At 37.5% G+C, this 24,813-nt stretch carries 26 protein-coding genes; 23 read left to right on the top strand and 3 right to left on the bottom strand.

Annotation, left to right across the window (positions count from 1 at the left end):
• The first annotated feature begins 30 nt into the window (after window positions 1–30).
• The 5 genes from PYW36_RS09970 (at window position 31) to PYW36_RS09950 (ending at window position 3,754) form a co-directional block, all read left to right on the top strand.
• Window positions 31–699 (top strand): uracil-DNA glycosylase, encoded by a 669-nt coding sequence (locus PYW36_RS09970; RefSeq protein ID WP_037572834.1) that lies wholly within the window; start codon window positions 31–33, stop codon window positions 697–699.
• Window positions 692–1,036, top strand: a complete 345-nt coding sequence (locus PYW36_RS09965; RefSeq protein ID WP_103159306.1) for a DUF5327 family protein — start codon at window positions 692–694, stop codon at window positions 1,034–1,036. The genes PYW36_RS09970 and PYW36_RS09965 overlap by 8 nt, the downstream gene beginning before the upstream one ends.
• 16 nt (window positions 1,037–1,052) lie before the next feature.
• Window positions 1,053–1,415: a DUF423 domain-containing protein gene (locus PYW36_RS09960; protein WP_037572828.1), complete on the top strand. Its 363-nt coding sequence runs from the start codon at window positions 1,053–1,055 to the stop codon at window positions 1,413–1,415.
• Window positions 1,416–1,541: 126 nt separating this feature from the next.
• Window positions 1,542–2,993, top strand: coding sequence for an APC family permease (locus PYW36_RS09955; RefSeq protein WP_103159307.1), 1,452 nt, complete (start codon window positions 1,542–1,544; stop codon window positions 2,991–2,993).
• Between the two features lie 203 nt (window positions 2,994–3,196).
• Window positions 3,197–3,754, top strand: coding sequence for a GNAT family N-acetyltransferase (locus PYW36_RS09950; protein ID WP_037572822.1), 558 nt, complete (start codon window positions 3,197–3,199; stop codon window positions 3,752–3,754).
• 267 nt (window positions 3,755–4,021) lie between these two features.
• On the opposite strand, the gene PYW36_RS09945 is transcribed toward PYW36_RS09950, so the two are convergent.
• Entirely contained in the window at window positions 4,022–4,579 is a 558-nt protein-coding gene (locus tag PYW36_RS09945; RefSeq protein ID WP_103159308.1) for a TetR/AcrR family transcriptional regulator, read from the bottom strand.
• Between the two features lie 125 nt (window positions 4,580–4,704).
• On the opposite strand from PYW36_RS09945, the gene PYW36_RS09940 reads away from it, so the two are divergent.
• Window positions 4,705–5,352 (top strand): HlyD family efflux transporter periplasmic adaptor subunit, encoded by a 648-nt coding sequence (locus PYW36_RS09940; RefSeq protein WP_037572817.1) that lies wholly within the window; start codon window positions 4,705–4,707, stop codon window positions 5,350–5,352.
• Between the two features lie 18 nt (window positions 5,353–5,370).
• Entirely contained in the window at window positions 5,371–7,119 is a 1,749-nt protein-coding gene (locus PYW36_RS09935; RefSeq protein WP_103159309.1) for a DHA2 family efflux MFS transporter permease subunit, read from the top strand.
• Between the two features lie 66 nt (window positions 7,120–7,185).
• On the opposite strand, the gene PYW36_RS09930 is transcribed toward PYW36_RS09935, so the two are convergent.
• Window positions 7,186–8,022, bottom strand: coding sequence for a lipoate--protein ligase family protein (locus tag PYW36_RS09930; protein WP_037572811.1), 837 nt, complete (start codon window positions 8,020–8,022; stop codon window positions 7,186–7,188).
• Window positions 8,022–9,011, bottom strand: coding sequence for a phosphate acetyltransferase (gene pta, locus PYW36_RS09925; protein ID WP_103159310.1), 990 nt, complete (start codon window positions 9,009–9,011; stop codon window positions 8,022–8,024). The genes PYW36_RS09930 and pta overlap by 1 nt, the downstream gene beginning before the upstream one ends.
• A gap of 248 nt (window positions 9,012–9,259) precedes the next feature.
• On the opposite strand from pta, the gene hemQ reads away from it, so the two are divergent.
• The 16 genes from hemQ (at window position 9,260) to PYW36_RS09845 (ending at window position 24,774) form a co-directional block, all read left to right on the top strand.
• Window positions 9,260–10,009 (top strand): hydrogen peroxide-dependent heme synthase, encoded by a 750-nt coding sequence (gene hemQ, locus PYW36_RS09920; RefSeq protein WP_037572806.1) that lies wholly within the window; start codon window positions 9,260–9,262, stop codon window positions 10,007–10,009.
• A gap of 231 nt (window positions 10,010–10,240) precedes the next feature.
• Complete coding sequence (locus PYW36_RS09915) at window positions 10,241–11,587, top strand: APC family permease (RefSeq protein ID WP_037572803.1); 1,347 nt, start codon at window positions 10,241–10,243, stop codon at window positions 11,585–11,587.
• 78 nt (window positions 11,588–11,665) lie between these two features.
• Window positions 11,666–12,382 carry a threonine/serine exporter family protein gene (locus PYW36_RS09910; protein ID WP_051604949.1) on the top strand — a complete coding sequence of 239 codons (717 nt, stop codon included), beginning with the start codon at window positions 11,666–11,668 and terminating at the stop codon, window positions 12,380–12,382.
• Between the two features lie 4 nt (window positions 12,383–12,386).
• Window positions 12,387–12,854 carry a threonine/serine exporter family protein gene (locus PYW36_RS09905; RefSeq protein WP_037572799.1) on the top strand — a complete coding sequence of 156 codons (468 nt, stop codon included), beginning with the start codon at window positions 12,387–12,389 and terminating at the stop codon, window positions 12,852–12,854.
• 702 nt (window positions 12,855–13,556) lie between these two features.
• Window positions 13,557–15,098, top strand: a complete 1,542-nt coding sequence (locus PYW36_RS09900) for an SLC13 family permease (protein ID WP_373368836.1) — start codon at window positions 13,557–13,559, stop codon at window positions 15,096–15,098.
• A gap of 121 nt (window positions 15,099–15,219) precedes the next feature.
• Window positions 15,220–15,567 (top strand): YuzB family protein, encoded by a 348-nt coding sequence (locus PYW36_RS09895; protein WP_037572793.1) that lies wholly within the window; start codon window positions 15,220–15,222, stop codon window positions 15,565–15,567.
• 388 nt (window positions 15,568–15,955) lie between these two features.
• The gene (locus PYW36_RS09890) at window positions 15,956–16,495 is read left to right on the top strand and encodes a flavodoxin family protein (RefSeq protein WP_037572791.1); all 540 of its coding nucleotides are present in this window, start codon (window positions 15,956–15,958) and stop codon (window positions 16,493–16,495) included.
• 167 nt (window positions 16,496–16,662) lie between these two features.
• A complete protein-coding gene (locus PYW36_RS09885; protein ID WP_037572788.1) occupies window positions 16,663–17,145 on the top strand; it encodes a GNAT family N-acetyltransferase in 483 nt (160 codons plus the stop codon).
• A gap of 21 nt (window positions 17,146–17,166) precedes the next feature.
• On the top strand, window positions 17,167–18,468 hold the full coding sequence (locus tag PYW36_RS09880; protein WP_037572785.1) for an HD domain-containing protein: 1,302 nt from the start codon (window positions 17,167–17,169) through the stop codon (window positions 18,466–18,468).
• Window positions 18,469–18,491: 23 nt separating this feature from the next.
• Window positions 18,492–18,998 (top strand): YwhD family protein, encoded by a 507-nt coding sequence (locus PYW36_RS09875; protein WP_103159312.1) that lies wholly within the window; start codon window positions 18,492–18,494, stop codon window positions 18,996–18,998.
• 110 nt (window positions 18,999–19,108) lie between these two features.
• Window positions 19,109–19,534 carry a YwiB family protein gene (locus PYW36_RS09870; protein ID WP_037572779.1) on the top strand — a complete coding sequence of 142 codons (426 nt, stop codon included), beginning with the start codon at window positions 19,109–19,111 and terminating at the stop codon, window positions 19,532–19,534.
• Complete coding sequence (argS, locus tag PYW36_RS09865; protein WP_037572777.1) at window positions 19,521–21,179, top strand: arginine--tRNA ligase; 1,659 nt, start codon at window positions 19,521–19,523, stop codon at window positions 21,177–21,179. Before PYW36_RS09870 ends, argS begins: the two co-directional genes overlap by 14 nt.
• Before the next feature lie 160 nt (window positions 21,180–21,339).
• Window positions 21,340–22,224: an ABC transporter substrate-binding protein gene (locus PYW36_RS09860; protein ID WP_037572775.1), complete on the top strand. Its 885-nt coding sequence runs from the start codon at window positions 21,340–21,342 to the stop codon at window positions 22,222–22,224.
• Window positions 22,211–23,176: a FecCD family ABC transporter permease gene (locus PYW36_RS09855; protein WP_037572773.1), complete on the top strand. Its 966-nt coding sequence runs from the start codon at window positions 22,211–22,213 to the stop codon at window positions 23,174–23,176. Before PYW36_RS09860 ends, PYW36_RS09855 begins: the two co-directional genes overlap by 14 nt.
• A gap of 96 nt (window positions 23,177–23,272) precedes the next feature.
• Window positions 23,273–23,977, top strand: coding sequence for an HAD family hydrolase (locus tag PYW36_RS09850; RefSeq protein ID WP_037572770.1), 705 nt, complete (start codon window positions 23,273–23,275; stop codon window positions 23,975–23,977).
• Window positions 23,977–24,774 (top strand): alpha/beta fold hydrolase, encoded by a 798-nt coding sequence (locus tag PYW36_RS09845; protein ID WP_103159313.1) that lies wholly within the window; start codon window positions 23,977–23,979, stop codon window positions 24,772–24,774. Before PYW36_RS09850 ends, PYW36_RS09845 begins: the two co-directional genes overlap by 1 nt.
• Window positions 24,775–24,813: the final 39 nt, after the last annotated feature.

Genomic DNA, 24,813 nt, shown 5'->3' with positions numbered 1-24,813 from the left:
TATGTTAAAATGTGGACTGAGGTGAACATAATGGAATGGTCGACCATTTTTCATGAGATTACAACAAAACATGATTTTAAAGCGATGCATGATTTTTTAGAGAAAGAATATGCGACAGAAATCGTTTATCCTGAACGTAAAGATATTTATCAAGCTTTTGATTTAACGCCTTTTGAAGAGATTAAAGTGGTCATTTTAGGTCAAGATCCCTATCACGGACCGAATCAAGCACATGGCCTCGCTTTTTCAGTACAGCCACACGCCAAATTTCCACCTTCCTTACGTAATATGTATAAAGAATTGGAAGACGATATTGGTTGTCATCGGACTTCTCCGCACCTTCAAGACTGGGCAAGAGAAGGGGTATTATTATTAAATACGGTACTGACCGTTAGACAAGGTCAAGCCCATTCACATCGAGATATAGGTTGGGAAACATTTACGAATGAAATTATTCAGGCGGTTTCTGATCATCGTGAAGGGGTTGTCTTTATTCTATGGGGAAAACCGGCACAACAAAAAGAGCGTCTGATTGATACGACAAAGCATGAAATTATCAAAGCCCCGCACCCAAGCCCTTTATCGGCACATCGTGGTTTTTTTGGTTCAAAACCGTATTCAAAGGCGAATGCTTATTTAAGCCAACATGGAAAATCCCCAATACATTGGTGTGAAAGAAAGGAAGAGACCCGTGAATAAAGAGAAACTCATCGAAATGATTGAAGCAGAGTTAGTTAAGGCAGATCAAGCTCAAAATGATGTCGCCTTTGATAAACATATTTACGCGATTCACACATTGACTGCATTGTACACGAACACGGATGCTCGAGAGAAGTCCGCGTCATCACGTGATATCACCCATACCGCTGTACAGACGAATACCTCAACGAAACAGGACACTTCCTCTCAGGCTGTCACAGATGAGGAAATTAGATTAATGGGTGGAAAAGTGTCTCCAAGTAAGACCACGACGTCAAATGCACGTATGGTCACAGATGATGAAATCGGCAATGGGGAATCGCTGTTCGATTTTTAATGAAGGAGGATTATAGATGAAAGTATTTATTATATTAGGTGCGTTAAACGCTTTATTTGCTGTGGGTACCGGCGCATTTGGGGCGCATGCGTTAGATGGCAAGCTCTCAGAACATTATATGTCCGTTTGGGAAAAAGCGACCACTTATCAAATGTATCATGCGCTAGGTTTAGTTTTAATTGGGATTATTGGTGGTGCATTTGACCTAAACGTGAGTTGGGCAGGCTGGCTCATGTTTTTAGGTATTGTGTTCTTTAGTGGCTCATTGTACATTCTGTCACTCACAGGTGTGAGCGTACTTGGTGCCATCACCCCTATAGGCGGCGTATTATTTGTAGTCAGTTGGCTTATGCTTGCGATTGCTGCTTTTAAAATATAAAAATATAGCACACATTTATTCTTTTGATTTATCAAACATTGAATAAATGTGTGTTTTTGATTTCTTTAAGAAAATGATTGTTAAATTTTTAGGCATCGGTATAATGTAACAAGGGGTGAGTAAGATATGCAAAATAAGCACGATCAAATTGACCGTGGCGACTTACAAGCAAATTTATCAGAGAAGTTTGTATGGGCCATTGCGTATGGCTCTTGTATTGGTTGGGGGTCATTTATTTTACCAGGAGATTGGATTGCCCAATCAGGACCAATTGCTGCATCAATTGGAATTTTAATTGGCGCATTACTTATGATTATTATTGCCGTGAGTTATGGCGCATTAGTTGAACGCTTTCCAGTTTCGGGTGGAGGATTTGCGTTCAGTTATTTAGGATTTGGACGCTATGTGAGCTTTTTCTCATCATGGTTTTTAACATTTGGATATATTTGTGTCGTTGCCTTGAATGCAACCGCGTTTAGTCTCTTAATTAAATTTTTATTACCCGATGTTTTAGAAGTAGGAAAATTATATACGATTGCAGGTTGGGACGTTTACATCACAGAAATCGTTATTGCTACTGTCCTATTACTTGTTTTTATGTTCATTGCGATTAAAGGTGCAAGCGTATCCGGATCATTACAATACTATTTTTGTATTGCGATGGTGACGGTCGTTGTTTTACTTTTCATTAGCTCATTTTTTGGTTCGAATTTCTCATTAGATAACTTAAAACCGTTAAACGGGCCAAAATATGGTTGGTTTCAAGCGATTATTATGATTGTCGCTGTTGCGCCATGGGCTTATGTGGGATTTGATAATATTCCTCAAACGGCAGAAGAATTCAATTTTTCTCCAAATAAAACATTTAAATTAATCGTGTACAGTCTGATTGCTGCGGGTATGACGTATACAATGATGATTTTGTATACGGGTTGGCTAAGTGGCGCAAGTGAGGATTTATGGCTCACAGGTTCTGTGACACGAGAAGCTTTCGGCACGATTGGCCTCGGTGTACTCGCCATTGCGATTATTATGGGGATATTTACCGGCTTAAATGGCTTTTTATTAAGTGCGAGCCGCTTATTGTTTTCAATGGGACGTTCAGGTATTATGCCTAAGGTGTTTAGCAAGTTGCATCCTAAATATAAAACACCTTACGTTTCAATTATCTTTTTAGTGGCGTTGACACTCATTGCACCTTGGCTAGGACGTACAGCCCTTACATGGATTGTCGATATGTCTTCAACAGGTGTGTCTGTCGCCTATTTTGTCACATGTTTAGCAGCCGCAAAATTATTTAGTTATGACAAAACGAGTCCTTCATACGGACCTGTTTATAAAACATTTGCGATTGTGGGCGCAGTCATTTCATTTATCTTTTTATTTTTATTACTTTTCCCATGGTCACCTGCCGCGCTATCTGGACCGTCGTACATCGCACTTCTAGGTTGGACTGTGTTAGGACTTATCTTTTTTATCATTCGTTTTTCAAAATTACGACGTATTGATAAAGAGGATTTATCACGACTCATTTTAGATGCGCATAATAAAGACGTCGAAAAAATGATTGAAAAATAATTATCTCTTGAGTAAAAATAGGACCACTCAATGGATTGAAGGGCTCACAAAGTTTTGGCTTTGTGGGCTTTTCTTATAATGCTTTTTTAGGAGCATGAGGGGAAGTGCGGTTTACAGGTTCTAATTGCATCGGTAGTTTTTTGACTTTTCAGTTTATTTATGATTTAATGTAATATAATTTTTATGTGAAAGGGATGTTGCTGGTGCATTATTTTAAATTGCCAATAGATGAAACATACAGCCTTGTTAAACTTGAACTTATGCATGCGGGTGAAGTTTATGACGTCATCAACCGGGAGCGCGCGCATTTGAACGCTTTTTTAGATTGGGTACCGCACATTAATTCTGTTGAAGATGAACTTCGGTTTTTGAAAAAAATGATGACATTAGAAATCGAGAATAAAGTTCGAGTTTACGCTATATATGAGAAGAATCAATTGATTGGTACTGTCGATATTCATAACATAGATACACAGAATCACACAGGAGAAATCGGCTACTGGCTGAGTCAACATGTGACAGGACAAGGGGTGATGACTAAAGCCGTGCGCCTGTTATGTGACTTAGCATTTAATGATTTATTACTGAACCGCCTTGAAATTCGCGCGCAAAAAGAAAATAAAGCGAGTCAACGTGTCGCTGCAAAGGGAGGATTTCGTTTCATAGGGGAAGCGCGAGAGGAAGTCTACCGTCAAGGGGACTATGTCACAATGTATCATTATGAACTTTTAAAAAGAGATTTTAAACCGCTTAAATTGTGAACATTTTATGTTAATTACGTAATATATTCATAAAAAATTAATAAATATTCAACATTGGTATCCCAAATATTTAGAAAACATGTTACATTAGATTTAAGCAAATGATATGCACAGTCATACATATCATTTTGTGTTTTTCATTTTCAAAAAGTTCTCCAATAAAGGCCTGCTCATTAAGATAGCGTAGCGACTGTCTTTCATGAGCAGGCTTATTAACATTTTATAACGATTTTTAATTTAGGCGTCATCCATTTTACGTCGTGACGCTTAACGATTCAACTTAATGATATTGTTGTATAGAATCATAGCCATTGTGTCGCTATCTTCTTCGCATCCCCGCGTAATCCACGAATAAATAATCGCCAATTGTCCCCCAAGCGTGTAATCAATGAAATAATTGGAATAATTCATTGTAGGAAGAACTTCTAGAATGGAAGTATAGCCTTCTTTTGTGAATTGAATATAGTCCCGAATAAAATCATATTGACTCTGTGTCAGTACTAATCCCGAAAAATACGTTTTAAATCTTAGAATATATTTGAACAACACCCTAAAAACTTGAATCATCCGTTGTTTCGCTTCTTGAATCGGAGAAGAAACGATAATGTTTTTCATATATTGCATTAAGTTTCTATAACGTTTCATATGATATGATTTGATGGTTTCCATTAACTGATATTTATCTTCAAAATGTGCATAAAATGTTGAACGATGGACCCCACTTTCTACACAAATTTGTTTAATTGTGATTTGATCAAATTTTTCTTTTTCTAAAAGCGCGACCATCGCTTTTAGAATTGCTATTCTAGCATTGCTTTTATTCATATCATCACCTTTTGTTATTATAGTATAATTTCAAATCCGACACATTTATAAAGATTGTCTGTATGAATTCTCATCCAAATGGTTATATAATGTAACGTGTTATTTTTAAAGGAGGAGTTAAGAGAATGAAGAAAATTATCACAATTAATATTGTAACGATATTATTAATATTGATTATTGGCGCAGTTGCGTTTTATTTTTACAATCAGTCAGCAAATTATATTAAAACGGATAACGCTAAAGTAGATAGTGAACAAATGAAGTTATCAAGTCCTATTCCTGGCCAAATTACGAAATTAAATGCCAAAGAAGGGGACAAACTTAATGAGGGTGATACTGTTGCGGAAGTGACAGGAAAAGGACAAGATGGTCAACCTCAAAAAATGGAGATTAAAATGCCTAAAGATGGCACAATTGCTAAAATGGACGGCCAAGAAAATGGAATGGCTCAAGCCGGTCAACCTATGGCTTACGCTTACAACATGAATGATTTATACATTACAGCGAATATCGATGAAACAGATGTCAAAGATTTAAGTGAAAATGAAAAAGTTGATGTTTCTATTGATGGTCAATCTTCACAAATCAAAGGTCGTGTGGATCGTATCGGTAATGCAACAGCTTCAAGTTTTTCATTAATGCCTTCATCTAATAGTGATGGTAACTATACAAAAGTAACACAAGTTGTTCCAGTTAAAATTAAATTAGACAATCAACCTTCAAAAGGTATTGTCCCTGGTATGAACGCGGAAGTGAGCATTCACAAAAACTAAAATAAGGGAGGACAAAAGATGTTCGTTACGTTATATGTCATTGTTGCCCTTATTGTGATTGCCGTTTTAAATCTCTTCTTATTGAAGCGAAAAAAACGCAATACGCAAAAGGATGCGTTAGAAAGAACGCATCAAAAAACAGAAACGGAATCTAAAGATGAAACATCGCATCAATTTCGATTAGATGAAGAGGAGGAACAACATAATACTCCTGAGCATCGTCCGGTCAATGAAGAAGTGGGAGATGCTGCCCAAGACTATGTATTTAAAAAAGGGATTACTCGTAATAAAATTTTAGTCGCAATGGTCTTTGGGATGTTTATTACGATTTTAAACCAAACCCTCCTCAATACAGCCTTACCGGTCATTAACACGGATTTTAATATTTCCGCCTCCACAGGCCAGTGGCTTATGACTGGATTTATGTTGGTCAATGGGATTTTAATTCCAATCAGTGCGTATCTATTTAATAAGTTTTCATATCGAAGTCTTTTCTTAGTCGCAATGATTATTTTTACCATGGGCTCGTTCGTTTGCGCTATAGCTTGGAATTTCCCTGTGATGATGACAGGACGTGTATTACAAGCCATTGGTGCAGGTGTCTTGATGCCACTTGGAACGAATGTATTTATGACGATTTTCCCTCCACAAAAACGTGGAATGGCAATGGGGGTTTTAGGGATAGCTATGATTTTAGCTCCTGCTATCGGACCGACATTGTCAGGTTATATCGTTGAAAATTTTGATTGGCATATTATGTTCTATGGCATGTTTGGTGTAGGATTCATTTCCTTTATCATCGCCTTTTTATGGTTTGGAATTTATCAAAAAACGACTCATCCACGTGCCGATGTTCCAGGCATCATTTTCAGTACGCTTGGATTTGGCGCCTTGTTATATGGTTTCAGTGAAGCCGGTAACAAAGGATGGGGATCGCCTGAAATCATTGCAATGTTTATTATCGGAGGCATTTTTACGATTGCTTTCGTTATACGCGAACTTTCAATGAAAGTACCGATGTTAGACTTTGGTGTGCTTAAATATTCTGGTTATACCTTAACGGCAATCATCAATATGATTGTAACAATGAGTTTGTTTGGCGGTATGATTTTATTACCATTATATCTTCAAAGCTTGCGCGGCTTTACAGCGTTAGATTCTGGGCTGTTGTTACTGCCAGGAGCGATTATTATGGGCCTCATGGGGCCTATAGCCGGGAAATTACTCGACACAATTGGTATTAAGCCTCTTGCCATTTTCGGTCTTGCAGTCACGACATACGGTACATGGGAATTAACACGATTGACCATGGACACGCCGTATACTTCAATTTTAATGATTTATATTATTCGTTCATTTGGAATGAGTTTTGTCATGATGCCGATTATGACAGCAGGAATGAATGCACTCCCTTCACGACTTATTTCACATGGGAATGCATTGATTAATACGATGCGTCAATTAGCCGGTTCAATAGGGACAGCAATATTAGTCACAGTAATGACACAACAAACAGAATCGCATTTAGCAACATTTCAACAGGACTTAGATCAAACGAATCCATTTATTAAAGATCAAGTTCAAATGATGGCGCAACAAATGGGAGGCAAAGAACAAGCGATGGGCGCAATTATGAAATTTGTGAACCAACTTGCTTCAGTCGATGGGGTCAACAGTGCTTTTTGGATTGCGACTGCTTTAAGTTTTCTCGCATTTGTTCTCAGCTTTTTCTTAAAAGGAAAATCACACTACATGTCACATGAATAATATGTGAGCAGTAGTATTGGGAGTATAAAAGGCCAGAGGCGAATTTATCGTCTCTGGCCTTTTTGTTTAATTTAAACGCGCATTCATTTTCGCATTACGTTCTAACATGCGCTCGTAATAGTATTCGTAGCGTGACCATTCCTCATTTGTGATCGGGTCCATATTTAATGTGCCCCCTAAATCTTTAATGGCATAGAGGAGTTTAAACATGACTTCTTGTACGGTGAGGTCTGACTGAAATAACTCTTGTAGTGATGCCATATGACTCGGATAAATATCGGGATAAGTAAACTTTGTCGTTTTGCCTTGTAAGGCATGCGTATAAAAATCTTTCATGAGTTGTGCACGTTCACTCCCTGAACCTTCAACGCATAAGTAAATTTGAACCGCAATGCCACCACGAACGCGACGTTGCGAAATACCCGCAAATTTTTTGTTTCGGATGCTTAAATCAAATTTTCCCGGGCAATAGGAATGGGTAATTTCGAACGTTTCTATTGTTTCATTTTCGTTTTCGAACATTTTACTAATGAGAAGGTACATTACTGAAAACGCTTCATCAATGCTCGTTTCCGTTTTACCTTTAAACATGAGAGAAATGTTCAAAATACCTTGATCTAACACGACCCCTAATCCCCCAGAGTTACGAACAATGGCATTATAACCTTTCGTATCTGTAAGAAATCGGATGCCTTCATCTAAATGGGGCAACCGAGAATCATGAATGCCTAAAATCACGGTATGTTGGTGTATCCATGTTCTTACAACATTGGGTGAGGCGTCTTTGCCCACGCTTTCAGAAAACGTATCATCAAAAGCAAAGGATTGCATGGGCTCAAGTCCCGTTGCATGATCAACGTAACGCCATGCGACATCCTTAAAATATTTTGAGACTAAGTCCATTATTGTAAGCTTTGTGCTGCTGTAATAATAGATAAATTATATACGTCTTCAGTAGAGCAGCCACGTGATAAGTCATTAACAGGCGAATTTAATCCTTGTAAAACAGGACCTACTGCATCAAAACCGCCTAAACGTTGTGCAATTTTGTAACCAATGTTACCCGCTTCTAAACTAGGGAAAATGAAGACATTTGCGTCACCTTGGATTTTAGCGCCCGGTGCTTTTTTCTTCGCAACTTCAGGAACAATCGCCGCATCGAATTGGAATTCACCATCGACAACAACATTTGATAAACCTTCAGATTCAATTTTCTCTTGCGCAATTTTCACAGCTTCAGATACTTTTTCAGTGTCATCTGATTTCGCTGAACCTTTTGTTGAGAAACTTAACATCGCTACACGTGGATCCATGCCGAAACTTTGGGCAGATTTCGCACTTTCTACAGCGATTTCAGCTAAGTCTTGTGCGCCTAATTCAGGGTTGATGGCACAATCACCAAAAATGTATTGTTGATCTTCTTTAATCATGAAGAAGATACCTGAAGTTTTAGAAACACCTGGTTTTGTTTTAATGATTTGTAACGCAGGGCGTACAGTGTCCGCTGTAGAATGGGCAGCACCACTCACTAAGCCGTCAGCTTTGCCTGCATAAACTAACATTGTTCCAAAATAGTTCACGTTATTTAATAATTCTTGCGCTTGTTCTTCTGTCGCTTTACCTTTACGACGTTCAACGAATTTTGCGACTAAATCAGCTTTTAAGTCACTTGTATCTGGTTGAATGATTTCAAGTGCATCGATAGAAAGTCCTTTGTCTTTTGCAAGCGTTTCGATGTTCGCTTTATTGCCTAAAACAACTGGAGTCACATAGTCTGATTGTTGTAATTCAACAGCAGCAGATAAGACGCGTTCATCTTCACCTTCTGGTAATACGATACGAACATTTTGACCTGATAATTTTTCTTTTAAAACATCTAATAAACTAGACATAATTGTCCTCCTTCACTTTCCTCTGAACATAAATTCCATAGTAATTATACGATACTTATCACGACTTTTCCAAGGGGGCGTTTTTGATATTCTGTCCTTCAAAAATAAGAAAAAACTTTATGATAAAACTATGACGAAATTTTAAAGCTAGCCACGTTCATAGAATGTTCTTAATCGTTTAGTTCGGTCTTTAAAGTAGGGTATGATAAAATTTAAGTAATCTGATTAAATCAAAGGAGTGTTCTTAAATGAGTCATGCAGCAGAGACTTTAGATGGTTGGTACAGTCTTCATTTGTTTTATGCAGTAGATTGGGCCTCATGGCGTCTTGTACCAGAACATGACCGTCAAGCGATGGTGACAGAATTTGAAAATAAATTATCACAATTAAAAGCGGTTAAAGATCAAGGTCAAGGCGATCATGTGATGTATAATGTGACAGGTCAAAAAGCAGATATTTTATTGTGGTTTTTACGACCTGAAATGAAAGAATTAACAAATATTGAAAATGAATTAAATAAATTGGCGATTGCGGATCACCTCATCCCAACGTATTCTTATGTCTCAGTGGTAGAGTTAAGCAATTACCTTGCGGGTAAATCAGACGAAGACCCTTATGAAAATCCGCATATTAAAGCACGTTTATATCCAGAATTGCCTACAACGGAGTACATTTGTTTCTATCCAATGAACAAACGTCGTAATGAAACGTACAACTGGTATATGTTATCCATGGAAGAACGTAAAAAATTAATGTATGACCATGGCATGATTGGTCGTAAATATGCAGGCAAAATTAAACAATTTATCACAGGCTCAGTAGGATTTGATGATTACGAATGGGGCGTCACACTTTTTGCAGAAGATGTCCTTCAATTTAAAAAAATCGTTTATGAAATGCGTTTTGACGAAACTACAGCGCGATATGGTGAATTTGGTAGTTTCTTTATCGGAAATCGCCTAGCGTTTAACGATTTACAAGCCTTCTTTAAAATTTAATGCCGCTTGAAAAAGGCTTTAGAAACAAACATTTTCAATGATTTGATTATTCCATAAGCCTATGGGTATCCCCCTTCAAAGTAGCCATAAAACATGGTCGCTTTGGAGGGTTTTTCTATTAGATATCCTGTATCGATGTCGCGATTTCGATAAAAAGCTCAAATCTTCCTATCTCTACGAACGATTCATGTTATAGTTGTATCGTTAAGATTCGTATAAGGAGGCACTGAAATGCAATCGGAAAAACAAACATTAAAGCCGACCATAGGTTTATTTACAGCAGTGACAATTATCGTCGGAACAATTATTGGTTCTGGAGTATTTGTCAAACCCAGTTCAGTTCTAGAATATGCTGGAACGAGCAACATGGCCTTATGGGCGTGGGTCATTGGCGGTGTTTTAACTTTAGCATCTGGGCTTACCATTGCTGAGGTCGGTGCACAAATTACACGAACAGGGGGACTCTATGCCTATATTAAAGATATTTATGGCTCGTTTTGGGGGTTTTTAACAGGCTACACGCTAACGGTACTTTACGGACCGGCAATTATCGTTTCGCTAATTCTCTTTTTAGGCATACTAACGACGAATTTCTTTGGTCTTTCCCAATTTTGGGTGATGCCTATAGGTGTAGGGATTTTCGTATTTTTACTTACAATGAATGTCCTCGGTACATATTATGCGAACGCAGTTCAAAATTTAACGACGTTAGCTAAGTTAATCCCTATTTTTGCGATTGTGGTGTTCGGTTTAATCTTCGGGCAATCAGGTGTTTTTGGACAAGACGTCACGCGTTTAATTATGAATGAGAATGGGACAGTTAATTTCGGTCGTGCGGTACTAGCAACTTTATTTGCTTATGATGGTTGGATTATGTTGACGACCATGTCAGGAGAAATGAAAAATCCTCAAAAGCATTTACCGCTTGCGATGTTAATTGGGATTTTAACAGTGACATTCGTCTACGTATTAATCAATGTTGCCGTATTTAAAATCTTGCCTGCGCCTGAAGTGTTAAAGTTTGGGAATGAAGTCAGTGCAGAAGCGGCAACCGTTCTGTTTGGTCAAATCGGTGCTAAAATTGTGAATATCGGGCTTATCATTTCCATCATTGGAACGTTGAATGGAAAAGTGATGACCTTTCCACGTATTCCATTTGCAATGGCACAAGATGGCTTATTGCCTGGATCTCAATGGGTACAATATGTGAGCCGTCGATTAGCCACACCTATTGGCGCACATGCTGTTATGACAGTATTAACGTTATTAATTTTAGCGTTGAATCTGCTGTTTCCAACAATCTTTGATGCAGATTATTTATCTGAAATTACAATTTTTATTATTTATTTGTTTTACATAGCTGCATTTATAGGATTATTCATATTGAGACGTAAAAATAAAGGGAAACCGCGTGCATTTTCGGTTCCTTTTTATCCAGTCTTACCTATTCTTGCGCTTTGTGGTGGATTATTCATCGTAGTGAATACACTCGTTTCTGATTTTTTAGGGGCAGGCATCGCAGTTGTGGGTCTACTTATAGGCGTGCCCCTCTACAAAATGACGATTCGAAAACACTAGGATACAAATTCAAAAGAGAAGGAAGGTGACCGTGTGTCGAATACTTTGCCCTCAGATAGAGAGGTAGCCAATATCATTATGTTGGCAGGACGCATTTTGCTCGAGTCTGGTGCTGAAGCAAAACGTATTGAAGATACAATGGTACGTATTGCCGCAAGCTATGGTTTTCACGAAGTACAAGGTTATGCCTTAAATATTTTTATTGATTTTTCGTTGTCCCCAGACCATGAATCACGCATGGTTAAAATTAACAAAAATGATACCAATTTACGCAAAATATTTTTAGTCAATCAAGTGTCGCGTCAAATCGCTAAAAATGAGATTTCTTTTGAAAAAGCGTACGAGGAACTCAAATACATTGATAAACATGTGAAGCGATACAAATTATGGCATAAAATGTTGTTTGCCGGTATGATTTCGATGAGTTTCCTCTATCTTGTCGGGGGTGGATGGCTAGAATTGTTCCCAGCAGCTCTAGCTGGGGCATTAGGATTTGTCGTGACAGAATTTATGAAAAGTAAGCAATTGACACTGTTTATTCCAGATATGGTGGGTTCGTTAGTCATCGGTCTCGTCGCTCTATCCATCAACCTATGGCTACAAAGTCCCCATTTAGGTGCAATTATAACAGCGGCGGTCATGCCTATTGTGCCAGGGGTGTTAATTACAACCGCCATCCAAGATTTATTTGAACGACATATGTTGATGTTTACCGCAAAATTTTTAGAGGCCATTGTCACCTCGTTTGGCATTGGCGCAGGCATCACGACTGCGTTTCTCATCATAGGGGGGTAAACGAATGATATTAATATTGATGTTTATATTTAGTTTTTTAACCGCCTTTTGTTTTGCATTTGTTTACGATGCACCTAAGCGATTGTTTGTTCCCGCTGGGTTATGTGGGGGCTGTGGCTATATTGTTTATTATATAGCGACAGTTTTACTGAATGTAGATAGCATTTATGCAAGCTTACTCGGTAGTTTTACTTTAGGGATACTCAGTCATATTATGGCGCGCCTAGTGAAATCTCCTGTTATCCTGTTTATGATTCCAGGGATTATTCCACTAGTGCCAGGAAGTATTTTCTTTAAAGCCGCACAAAAATTATTAACGTTAGATTTTGTGCAGGCAAGCGATATTTTTATACGTGCGACGCTAATTGCAGGTGCAATTGCTGTCGGTCTACTTTTTTCGGATCAAATTGCCAAATCATTTATTCGAAAGCCCGTCCAAATTATTAAACCGAAACGAAAACGTATTGAATAATATAGGTTCTATAATAAATCAGACTAATGTATAAATAACTTCATTAATTTGATTGTTCCTTAAAGCCTCGCTTTTCTTGGAGCATTACAGAAATCTATTTGATTTCGTAGTAATGCCTGCCGGTGCTTGAAGACGTTAGGAATGTAATGAGTTACGTCTTCAGTACACCTATGAACATACGTGAATAGGTGGTCCTTTACATTGAGGAAAGCTTGAAAAGCGCATACGTAATCCAGTCAGCTACTGCCACTAATTTTATTGCAGTAAGTGAAAAATCTTAAAATGGATTTTCGGTTTCGGCTAGATGCCTCAGAAGTCTCGGCTTAGGAACCAATCAAATGCGTTATATTTATTCGCAAGCGTTATAAAACCTATTTTACGACTCAGTTTTACTGATTTAATTAGTATTAAAATAACCAACAACGTTCGAGAATTTATACTCTTAAAGCAATTTATTATTGCCTTACTCCTTGATTTAATGTGACCAGTCCGATTTGACAGAGAACCATAATATAAAAGCTGAACGGTAAATAAGCGCCGTTCAGCTTTTTTGTGAACACAACTTAAACGTCTTACCTAACTATTGCTATACGTTTTATTGTCATTGGCATATATTATTTTACAGTTAAATGTGCTATTCTAATTAAAATATAGCGTTTTGATAGCGCTATCATTTGTATTGTAATAAAGGGGAGGGGTATTGTGGAACAACAGTCTCAATTTTTAACTTATTTTTCAAAAAAGCAACCCGATCGAAAACCATCCTATTCAATGGCACAGGGGATAGGTTTAGTATTAGGGCCATTACTTTTTTTATTGACGCTACTGTTTTTTAAACCGAATGATTTAGGCTTTCAAGGCATTTATGTTTTAGCCATTACAGCATGGATTGCGGTGTGGTGGATTACCGAGGCCATTCCTATCCCAGCAACCAGCTTACTACCTTTAATCTTATTGCCTTTAGGTAAGGTAATGGATAGCGCAACCGTCGCAGCACAATATGGTAATGATATTATCTATTTGTTTTTGGGTGGCTTCATTTTAGCCATTGCGATGGAGCGTTGGGACTTACATACACGAATTGCTTTGACGATTATTAATGGCATTGGCACAAGTACAGGCCGTATTTTACTCGGGTTTATGGTCGCAACAGGCGGCTTGTCAATGTTTGTTTCAAACACCGCCGCCGTGATGATTATGATTCCAATTGGATTAGCGATTGTAAAAGAGGTGCACGAGTTAAAAACAGATCAAGCAAATGATGAAAGTATTTCAAAATTTGAACGTTCACTCGTACTGGGCATTGGTTATGCAGGAACGATAGGGGGATTAGGAACGCTCATTGGTACACCGCCACTCATCATTTTGAAAGGACAATATGCCTCGCATTTTGGTGAAGAATTAAGCTTTGCGCGTTGGATGATGGTCGGCGTGCCAGCAGTTATCTTGTTGTTGTTTTTAGCGTGGGTTTATTTTAAATTTATCGCTTTTAAACATGATATGAAAGTGTTACCAGGTGGAAAAAAAGTCATTCAAGATAAACTAACGGCTTTAGGAAAAATAAAATATGAAGAAAAAGTGGTATTCACAGTATTTTTACTCGCGAGTTTTTTATGGGTCTCTCGTGAATTTTTACTTGCCAAGTGGGGGCCTACAGAATTTGTCGCCGATGGAACAATTGCGATGTTTGTCTCTGTCCTCTTATTTTTAATCCCGGCAAAACATCAACATCGCCGTATTATTGATTGGGATATCGCTAAAGACCTGCCTTGGGGCGTATTAATTTTATTTGGTGGCGGACTTGCACTTGCCAAAGGAATACAAGACAGCGGGTTGGCTAAATGGTTAGGTGAACAACTCACGCTATTAAATGGGGTGAGTCCGATTGTCATCGTCATTATCATTACCGTATTTATTCTATTTTTAACAGAAATCACTTCAAACACGGCAACAGCGACGATGATTTTACCTATTCTTGCGACCTTATCCGTGGCGATTCATGTGCACCCCTTATTGTTGATGATTCCAGCAGCGATGGCAGCTAACTGTGCGTATATGTTACCTGTCGGGACACCACCAAATGCCATTGTGTTCGGTACAGGCAAAATTCAAATTAAAGAGATGGCATTAAAAGGTTTCGTCATGAACATGATTAGTATTGTTGTTATTATATTGGTCGTCTATTTCCTTGTGCCTCCAATTTTAGGCATTGATATTACACAAAGTTTACCAATCAAAAACTAACCTAAGGCGTTTGGCACAAGTGATAGTATCATTCTTATTTTTATATTGCGTATACCTTGAAAAAATAATGAAAAAGAGTAAAATAAGTAGAGTTATCATTTTAAGGAAAGGTGTGGCGTAGTTGAAAAATAAATTCATGGTCTGTGATGATTGCCAAGCGGTTAATTTAAAAAGTGTCACGAATAAACTTAAAAAAATTGATCCTGATGCTGAAATCGAAATTGGTTGCCAATCGTATTGTGGACCAGGTCGTAGAAAAACTTTCGCCTTTGTCAATAACCGTCCTCTCGCTGCACTCACAGAAGAGGAACTGATGGAAAAAGTAGTCAAACAACTTCAAAAACCACGAGATCCTGAAGAGGAAGAACGTTTACGTAAGCGAAATGAAGAACGTAAACGACGTAAAGAAGAACAAGACCGTAAACTTAAAGAAAAACTTGCCAAACGCAAACAACAATCGGAATCATAACATTGTCATCAACAGTGTGAAATATATTAGCCATGAACGTCTCGTGAGACATTACTGAAAATAGAATTCTAGCGCTTTTTCCTTTTTATAAAAGAAATGTTAAGCATGAAAGCCGTGATATTGAAGATATGATTTCAAACGTGTCTATGTTAAAGCATATCGTTTCATATATTGGGGTATTCGTTCATGAGATGATTTAACCCTTCACTATTCATTTTAGTGAGGGGTTTTTTATATTTGCACATGAGTCTTAGAACAGCGCCCTATTAAAGTGTTAGTCTTGGGTGCGCCTATTTCATTCTTAATTTTAAGAGCTATCAATGAATAGAAGTTAATAGAAAGGGAATAAGGTTAGTGCTATAAAAAACTGCTATTTGAGGGTGTTCATATGATTACAGTTTTATTTGGTGGAAGCCGAGAAAATGGAAACACTGCAACATTGACGAAAAAAATATTAAAGGGTCATGGCTATCAATGGATTGATTTAACGAAATTAGCGTTTAATCCCGTGAGAGATGTACGTCATGAATCTATTCAAATTCTCGAATACAACGATGATTATCAACGTGTGATTGATCAAGTGCTCGAAAGTGATGAAGTCATTTTTGCGTCGCCCGTGTATTGGTATAGCGTGAGCGGAACGTTAAAATCTTTTATTGACCATTGGTCTGAAACACTTCAAGATCCGCGATATCAAGATTTTAAAGAGCGTATGCAAAAAATTACGTTTAGATTAGTGTTAGTAGGCGGAGATAGCCCGAGAATCAAAGCACTCCCGTGCGTGCAACAAATCGAGTACAGTTTACAGTTTTTAGGGGCGCATCTCGCAGATTACCTGATTGGCTATGCGGAAAAACCTGATGATATATTGCACGATCAATATGCGATAAAAGAAGCAGAACGATGGAATAAGCTGTATTCATTTTAAGGGCGTTAAAGAAGATTAAAACAGTTTAAATAGCGTTTAAATCGTGCCTCAAATCGAGGGGATTATGCTATAATATAAAGTATTCAATTGGATTAATGCGTACTGTATGCGGGGTATTTTTATGCCATACACTGCGCATTGATTTTTATTTAAGGAGCGGTTTGAGTATGTATGAAGTTAGAATTGCTACACCTGAAGACGTCATCGGAATTCGAGATGTAGCAACAAAAGCGTGGTACAACACGTATTTAGATATTTACGCAGCTTCAACGGTTAATGAGTTATTAGCTGCTTCATATAATGAAAATCATCTTTTAAAACGATTAAAAGAGCAACTCTTTTTAGTGGCGATAGAAGATGAGGAAGTCGTAGGATTTGCCAATTTCATTAGTGGTACAGAGTTATATTTGTCTGCACATTATGTGCGTCCCCACTCTCAACACAAAGGGTTCGGTCGTTTGTTGTTAGAAAAAGGTATCGCGCATTTTGAGGGGCAATATGACGCTGTCTATTTAGAAGTCGATACGCAAAATGAACGCGGTGTGGCATTCTATGAAAAAGAAGGCTTTAACGTTGTTCGTACATACGATTCAGAGATGCATAAAGAAATCATGCACCTTGCTTTGATGAAAAAGCCATTAACGTCATAAGAAGTTAAGGAGGGATCTCGCTTGACAGAGATACCGTATGTCAACCGTAAGTTATCCGAAGAAAAAGTGTTCAAAGACCCTATTCACCGCTATATTCACGTGAAAGATCAGTTGATTTGGGATTTGATTAAAACAAAAGAATTCCAAAGGTTACGACGTATTAAACAGCTCGGTACGCTCAATTTAGCCTTTCACACGGCAGAGCATAGTCGTTTTGGACACTCACTAGGTGTTTATGAAATTGTGCGTCGTATGATTGATGAATCTTTCAGTGGGCGTGAAGCTTGGTCCGACGATGATCGTCCATTAGCCATGTGTGCAGCATTGTTGCATGATTTAGGGCATGGGCCTTTTTCACATTGTTTCGAAAAGATATTTAACACTGATCATGAAAAGTTTACCCAAGCCATAATTACAGGGGAGACAGAGGTTAACGAAGTTTTACGGCGTGTCAGTCCAGATTTTCCCAATGCTGTAGCAGAAGTGATTAACAAGACCCATGAGAATAAGCTTGTTATCTCTATGATTTCATCACAAATTGATGCAGATCGCATGGATTATTTGCAACGGGATGCTTACTTTACAGGTGTTTCATATGGCATGTTTGATATGGAACGTATTTTAAGATTAATGCGCCCTTCTGAAAATGAGGTTCTGATTAAAGAAAGCGGGATGCATGCGGTAGAAAACTTTATTATGAGTCGCTATCAAATGTACTGGCAAATTTATTTCCATGCGGTAAGTCGCGGGGGCGAAGTATTACTTAATAATTGTTTTAAGCGGGCGAAATATTTGTACGAAACAGGGTATCAATTTGACACAGCACCCACGGTATTTATCCCATTTTTCGAAGAACGTGTAACGGTTGAGGAATATGTGGAGTTGGATGAAACAGATGTCACTTATTATTTAAAAGGCTGGATGCGTGAATCAGACCCTATTTTAAGTGATTTAGCACAACGATTTATTAATAGAGATTTATTTAAATATCTTCCGTTTGATGGTTCAATTATTACTATCTCTGAATTGCGTGAGCTCTTTGAACAAGCAGATATTGATCCAGACTATTATTTCGTTAGTGATTCATTTTCAGATTTACCTTATGATTATGACCGACCAGGTTCTAATCGACAACCCATCCATTTATTGCAACCTAAAGGGGGTATTCGGGAAATTAGTAGTCAGTCGTTAATTATTTCGAGTATTACTGGCATTAAACGTGAAGATTACAAGCTTTATTATCCTAAAGAATTAATTATGAAAATCGAAAACCCCGAAGTGAAAGGTGCCATTATTAACTTGTTAAATGAACTTAACTCATAAAAACATAAACAGGAGGAATTATTGTGGCAGAACAAAAAGGTTTTAAATTTAATATTATTAAAAATGACCCTTTAGATGGTCATAAAGGAACGAATATAGGTTCCATTAGCCTTGATAATGTAGCGCCTGTATTTATTGATATTGAGGCAAAAGAAGCTTTTATAGATATTGGCGCGATGCATGCACGTGCAGATGTAGAACGTGGTGTCAAATGGATTACTGATAGAGAAACAGTGGATGTTGAAGGTGCGAAAGCCTACTGGTTATGTTGGGTGACAACAGAGCGCGGCGAACAAGGACCTTACTATGCAGGATTAACAGCAGCGTATATGCTCGTTAACAAGTCGATTCGTCGTGGATACAAAAGTATGCCAGAGCACGTAAACATGATGGATAAATCGATGAAACATAAAGTGATTATTGATCAAATTGGTGAAGAAAACAAACGAGTTTTAAAATCGTTTTTAGTGTCTCACAATCAAGAAATGTGGGATAATTCAAGTGATGACTTAAAAACAGCGTTAGCTTAATAGATAGATATTTAAGGGGGTAAGACAGAGGAAGGTCTTAGTCCCTTTTTTATCACTTCAACATTGTGCTATAATGATGTGTATTATTTATAGAGATAAGGTGAAGCGAATTGGAACGAAAAGTGGCAATTGAAACACATCAAATCGTAAAACAAGAGGACAGCAAAGAGAAATTTACGAACCATGTGGATGGCACGCTCACAGAGAAGAATGCGACATTTATTCGCTATAATGAGGCCGTTGACAATGCCGATGTAAATGTAACAGTCAAAATCGCAAATGATGCAATCAAAATTATTCGCAAAGGCGATATCAACATGACACTCCATTTCAAAGAAGGCCAACCGACGAAAACATTTTATCATCTCCCAGAAGGGAAAATATTATTGGTGGTCAATACGCTAAGTATTATTCATTTTGTGAGTGAAACAGGTGGAAAACTAAAAGTACACTATGAATTGTATCAGGACGATGAAAAAATGGGTACGTACCAATACGAAATTAAATATAAGGAGATAAACGATGAACTTAATTGATCAAGTGAAACAAACATTGATACAAGAAATTGAAAAAAGTATCCAAAAAGCAGGCATCACAGATGAAGTACCGGCGATTAAAATTGAAATTCCAAAAGACGAAAAAAATGGTGATTATGCGACAAACATTGCGATGGTTTTAACGAAAATTGCGAAACGCAACCCTCGAGAAATCGCATCATTAATTGTTGAAAATCTTGATACTGAAGCAGCACACGTTAAATCTATCGACATCGCAGGACCAGGGTTTATCAACTTTTATCTTGATTCAGGTTATTTGTATGAAGTGATTGATCAAGCCATTGAAAAAGATACACATTTTGGACGCGTAGATACCCCTAAAAATGAAAAGATTTTAGTAGAATATGTTTCAGCCAATCCGACAGGCGATTTGCATATTGGACATGCACGTAATGCAGCTGTTGGAGATACGTTGTGTAACATTTTGAGTGCGGCAGGTTATGATGTCACACGTGAATATTACATTAACGATGCTGGGAACCAAATTACCAATTTGGCTAAATCCATTGAAGCACGTTTCCGCCAAAGTTTAGGTGAATCTGCAGAAATGCCACAAGATGGCTATCATGGAGAAGATATTAAAAATATTGGTAAAGATTTAGCTGAAAAGCAACCCGAGTTAAAAGACTTAGACGATGAAGCGCGTATTAAAACGTTCAGACAATTGGGTGTGGACTATGAAATGGCTAAACTGAAAAAAGATTTAGCGGATTTTAACATTCATTTTGATAATTGGTTTAGTGAAACATCTTTATATGAAAAAGGCGACATACAAGCTGTATTAGATAAAATTAAAGAACTGGGCTATATCTATGAAAAAGATGGCGCAACTTGGCTACGTACAACGGACTTTAATGATGACAAAGACCGCGTTTTAATTAAACAAGACGGCACGTACACATATTTCTTACCAGATATTGCTTATCATTTCGATAAGATTCAACGTGGTAATGATACGTTGATTAATTTATTTGGCGCTGACCACCACGGTTATATTAACCGTTTAAAAGCTGCAATGGAAACATTCGGTGTAGATCATGAGCGTCTTGAAATTCAAATTATGCAAATGGTGCGTTTAATGCAAAATGGCGAAGAAGTCAAAATGAGTAAACGTACGGGAAATGCAATTACGTTAAGAGAAATTATGGACGAAGTGGGGATTGACGCGGCACGTTACTTCTTATCCATGCGTAGTCCAGATACGCACTTTGACTTTGATATGGAACTTGCTAAGCAACAATCTCAAGATAATCCTGTTTATTATGCACAATATGCCCATGCGCGTATTTGCTCTATCTTAAGACAAGCGAAGGATAAAGGCATTGAAGTTCAAAAAGGTGCGGATTATACGACTATCACGAATGATAAAGCAATTGAATTACTCAAGAAAATTGCAGAATTTGAATCAATGATTGAAGGCGCAGCAGAAGCGCGTGCCACACAACGTGTCACAAACTATATTCAAGATTTGTCTGCACATTTCCATAGATTTTACAACGCTGAAAAAGTACTTACTGACGACGAGACAAAAACAAAAGCGCATCTTGCATTAATTGATGCAACACGCATCACACTACGTAACGCACTGACACTTGTCGGCGTTACAGCACCAGAAAAAATGTAATATTGATGATTTAACTTTACTTTATTGAAGATGAGTGTGAAAGCCCAAAGACATGTCTACGGCGACGCGCACTCGTCTTTTTATATTTTTCATAAAATAAGGGTGGTAAGTGACCCGTGATTTGATATAATTTGTGAATAATCACTTGAGGAGGGAATTCATGAAAGGGAAGTCTATTTTTTATGTCATAATTATGAGTCTTTTGCTGTTAGCTGGATGTAATTTTAATGATGACCATTCTGACGAAACGGGCAAAACAACGAATAAAGTCCCTAATCGTATTATTTCACTCATACCAAGCAATACTGAAATATTATATGAACTTGGATTGGGAGATCATGTAGTAGGGGTTTCAACAGTAGATGATTATCCGAAAGAGGTACGTCATAAAACACAATTTGATGCGATGAAGCTTAATAAAGAAGCGCTCATTAAAGCACAACCCGACCTTATTTTGACCCATGAATCTCAAAAAGCATCCCAAGAAAAAGTGTTAAAAAGTCTTGAAAACAGTGGCATAAAAGTGGTGTATGTGAAAGATGCTCAGTCACTCAACGAAATGTATCAAAGTTTCGAACAAATTGGTCAAGCCACAAATAAAGAAAAAGAAGCACAAACACTCGTCAAAGAAACAAAGGCGAATGTAGAAAAGGTGGTCAACAAAGCCAAATCTCGTAAAGCACAACCGAAAGTCTTTATCGAAATTGCTTCAGAACCTGAAATTTATACCGTCGGAAAACAAACATTTATGAATGACATGCTCACAAAACTCAAAGCTAAAAATGTATTTGATGATCATAAAGGGTGGCCTACAGTGAGTAAAGAAGACATTATTAAAAAGAATCCTGATGTCATGTTAACGACTTCTGGTATATCCACAAAAGAATATCAATCGCTTGTACAACAGCGAAGCGGGTTTGAAGATCTCAATGCAGTTAAAAAACAACGTGTTGAAGCTTTAAATGACGATTTACTTTCGAGACCAGGCCCACGCATTGATGAAGCAATGAAAAAGTTGAGTGATGCTATTGATGCAAAAAAATAAAAAAAGAGACCTCATAACGTTTGGTTTATGGGGATTTCTTTTAATCTTAGTTGTACTTTATAGTCTATTTGGGTTTATGGACTGGACATTCCCTTATGCACAGACCCTTGTTTTAGAGGTGAGACTTCCCCGTGTGTTACTGGCCTTGCTCTCTGGGATGGGACTCACTTTAGCAGGATGTTTATTTCAATTAATACTGAACAATCCTCTAGCCGATAGCTTCACCCTTGGGTTAGCGAATGGGACAACGTTAGGTGCCGCAGTGACTGTTTTTTTAGGGCTCTCGTTTATTTGGATAGCGCCTATTGCGATTTTGTTTGGACTTGTCTCACTAATGATTGTCATCTTTGTCGCACAAATCATTTCAAAAGGATACCCGACCAGAATGTTAATTTTGTCGGGAATTATGATTGGTGCTATGATGAATGCATGTTTATATTTATTAGTTCAGTTCAATCCCCGTAAGTTGCAAAATATTTTAAATTATATGTTTGGGGGATTTGCAGCAGCGGAAATGCGTGAGGTCCTCCTCATCGGTTCGGCCCTCATCTTAGCATTAGTATTGGTTGGGGGATTGTTACCTCAATTAAAATTATTGCAACTCAATGTGTTATCAAGTCAAGGTTTGGGTGTAAAAACAGAGCGGCTATCCATGGTGACATTAGTCATTGCCACGGCGCTCTCCGCAACAATTATTGGATATGTCGGCGTGATTGGATTTATCGGCATCGTGATTCCTCAATTGGTTCAGCGTATTACTTTTGGAGGATTAGAAACAAAAATCATTTTTAATTTGTTGATTGGTGGTACAGTGATGGTGTTTGCGGATAGTTTAGGAAGCCAGTTGTTTGCGCCGATACAATTACCTGCAAGTATTGTGCTTGCGATATTAGGTATTCCATTCATGTTTTATCTCATGTGGATGGAAAACAAAAAGATACATCATGTTTAACAAGTGCTAAAGGACATCGTTATAATGTATCACCGATAAGGTTAAAAGGTGAAAAACTTTTGAGACCTATAATTTTAAATTGAAGAAGGTTATATAATGGATTTAAACCCTATTAAAGCGATTATTTTTGATTTAGAAGGTACACTCCTGGATCGAAAAAAATCAAGAGACAAATTCATAGAAGAACAATATGAACGTTTTCATGATTATCTTGTACGCGTGCAAGCTTCCGATTACAGAAAAAAGTTTATAGAACTTGACGATGATGAAGACCATGATAAACCTGACTTATATAAAGAAATCATTAAGCAATTTAATATTGATCGCCTAAGTTGGAAAGATTTGTTTCATGACTTTGAGATGCATTTCTATCGGTACGTATTTCCATTTTATGATACGCATTATACTTTACAAAAATTGACAGAAGCAGGGTATAAAATAGGTGTCATTGCTAATGGCAAATCCAACATCAAGCACTATCGTATTTACGCTTTAGGCATTGAAGATTATGTCAATCATTTATCAACTTCTGAAACGGTAGGATTTCGTAAGCCACATCCACGTATCTATGAGGATATTCTTGAAAAACTAAATGTTGCACCTTCAGAAGTAATCTATGTTGGCGATGATGCATTAAATGATGTCGCCCCTGCAAGAGCGATGGGAATGGTGAGTATTTGGTATCGTCATAAAGAAGGGGACGTAGAATTAGAACCGCTAGCTTCAGAAATGGACTTTGAAATTTCAACATTAGAGGAATTATTAGAAATACTGGATATATCTAAAGGGGAGGAAAAATAATGAAATTATTTCGTACATCTGATGGGACAGCGCTTTATTACCGTTCAATGGGGCAGGGAGACCCTGTAATTATGATTCATACGATACATATGAATCATACTGTCTTTGAAGATATTGCTAAACGTATATCACGTAAATATCAAGTGATTCTTATTGATCTGAGAGGCCACGGGTTCTCTGATAAACCTTTAAGCATTGATTTTAAACAGTTTGCACAAGATATTAAAGAACTGATGGAATTTTTATATTTGAAATCTAGCTTGTTAATCGCAAACGAATTAGGGAGTGCAGTGGCGATGGATTTTGCAGTACGTTATCCTGAAAAAGTAACGGAACTCGTGTTAATCAATCCAACGGCAAGTAATGAGATGTTACCGAAAGAGCGTCTGTTCTTAAAATATGCAGAAAAAGTACGGACATGGGATAATTCTGAACAAGAAAAATTCTTTGAAAAACACTTATATTACTCAAAAAATAAAGTACGTAAGTTTTTAAAAAGTGTAGATAATTCTGCAGAACTTCTGACTGAATATGAGCACCGCGCAGTGGATCAAGCTTTTCAGAATGTTGACATCAAGGAACTGACAACTGAAGTTCATAAACGTACGTTAGTTATTGCAGGAGATGCTAATGAGCGTGTGACACCAATGGAAGCAAAAGATGTGGCGGATTTAATTCCTGTTTCGGAATTTTGTTTATTTAAAAAATCAGGAGTATACCCGTTTGTAGAAGAAAAGGAACGTTTCTTAAAAACAGTAAAAGCCTTTGTAGAAAAGTCTTCGAAAGCAAGTGTGTAATCGTTTCGTAATATAACTGTCATTATATTGAAATTTAGG

The organism is Staphylococcus chromogenes, from assembly GCF_029024625.1.
GTDB classification, from domain to species: domain Bacteria; phylum Bacillota; class Bacilli; order Staphylococcales; family Staphylococcaceae; genus Staphylococcus; species Staphylococcus chromogenes.
This window is presented reverse-complemented; position numbering and strand designations above follow the sequence as displayed.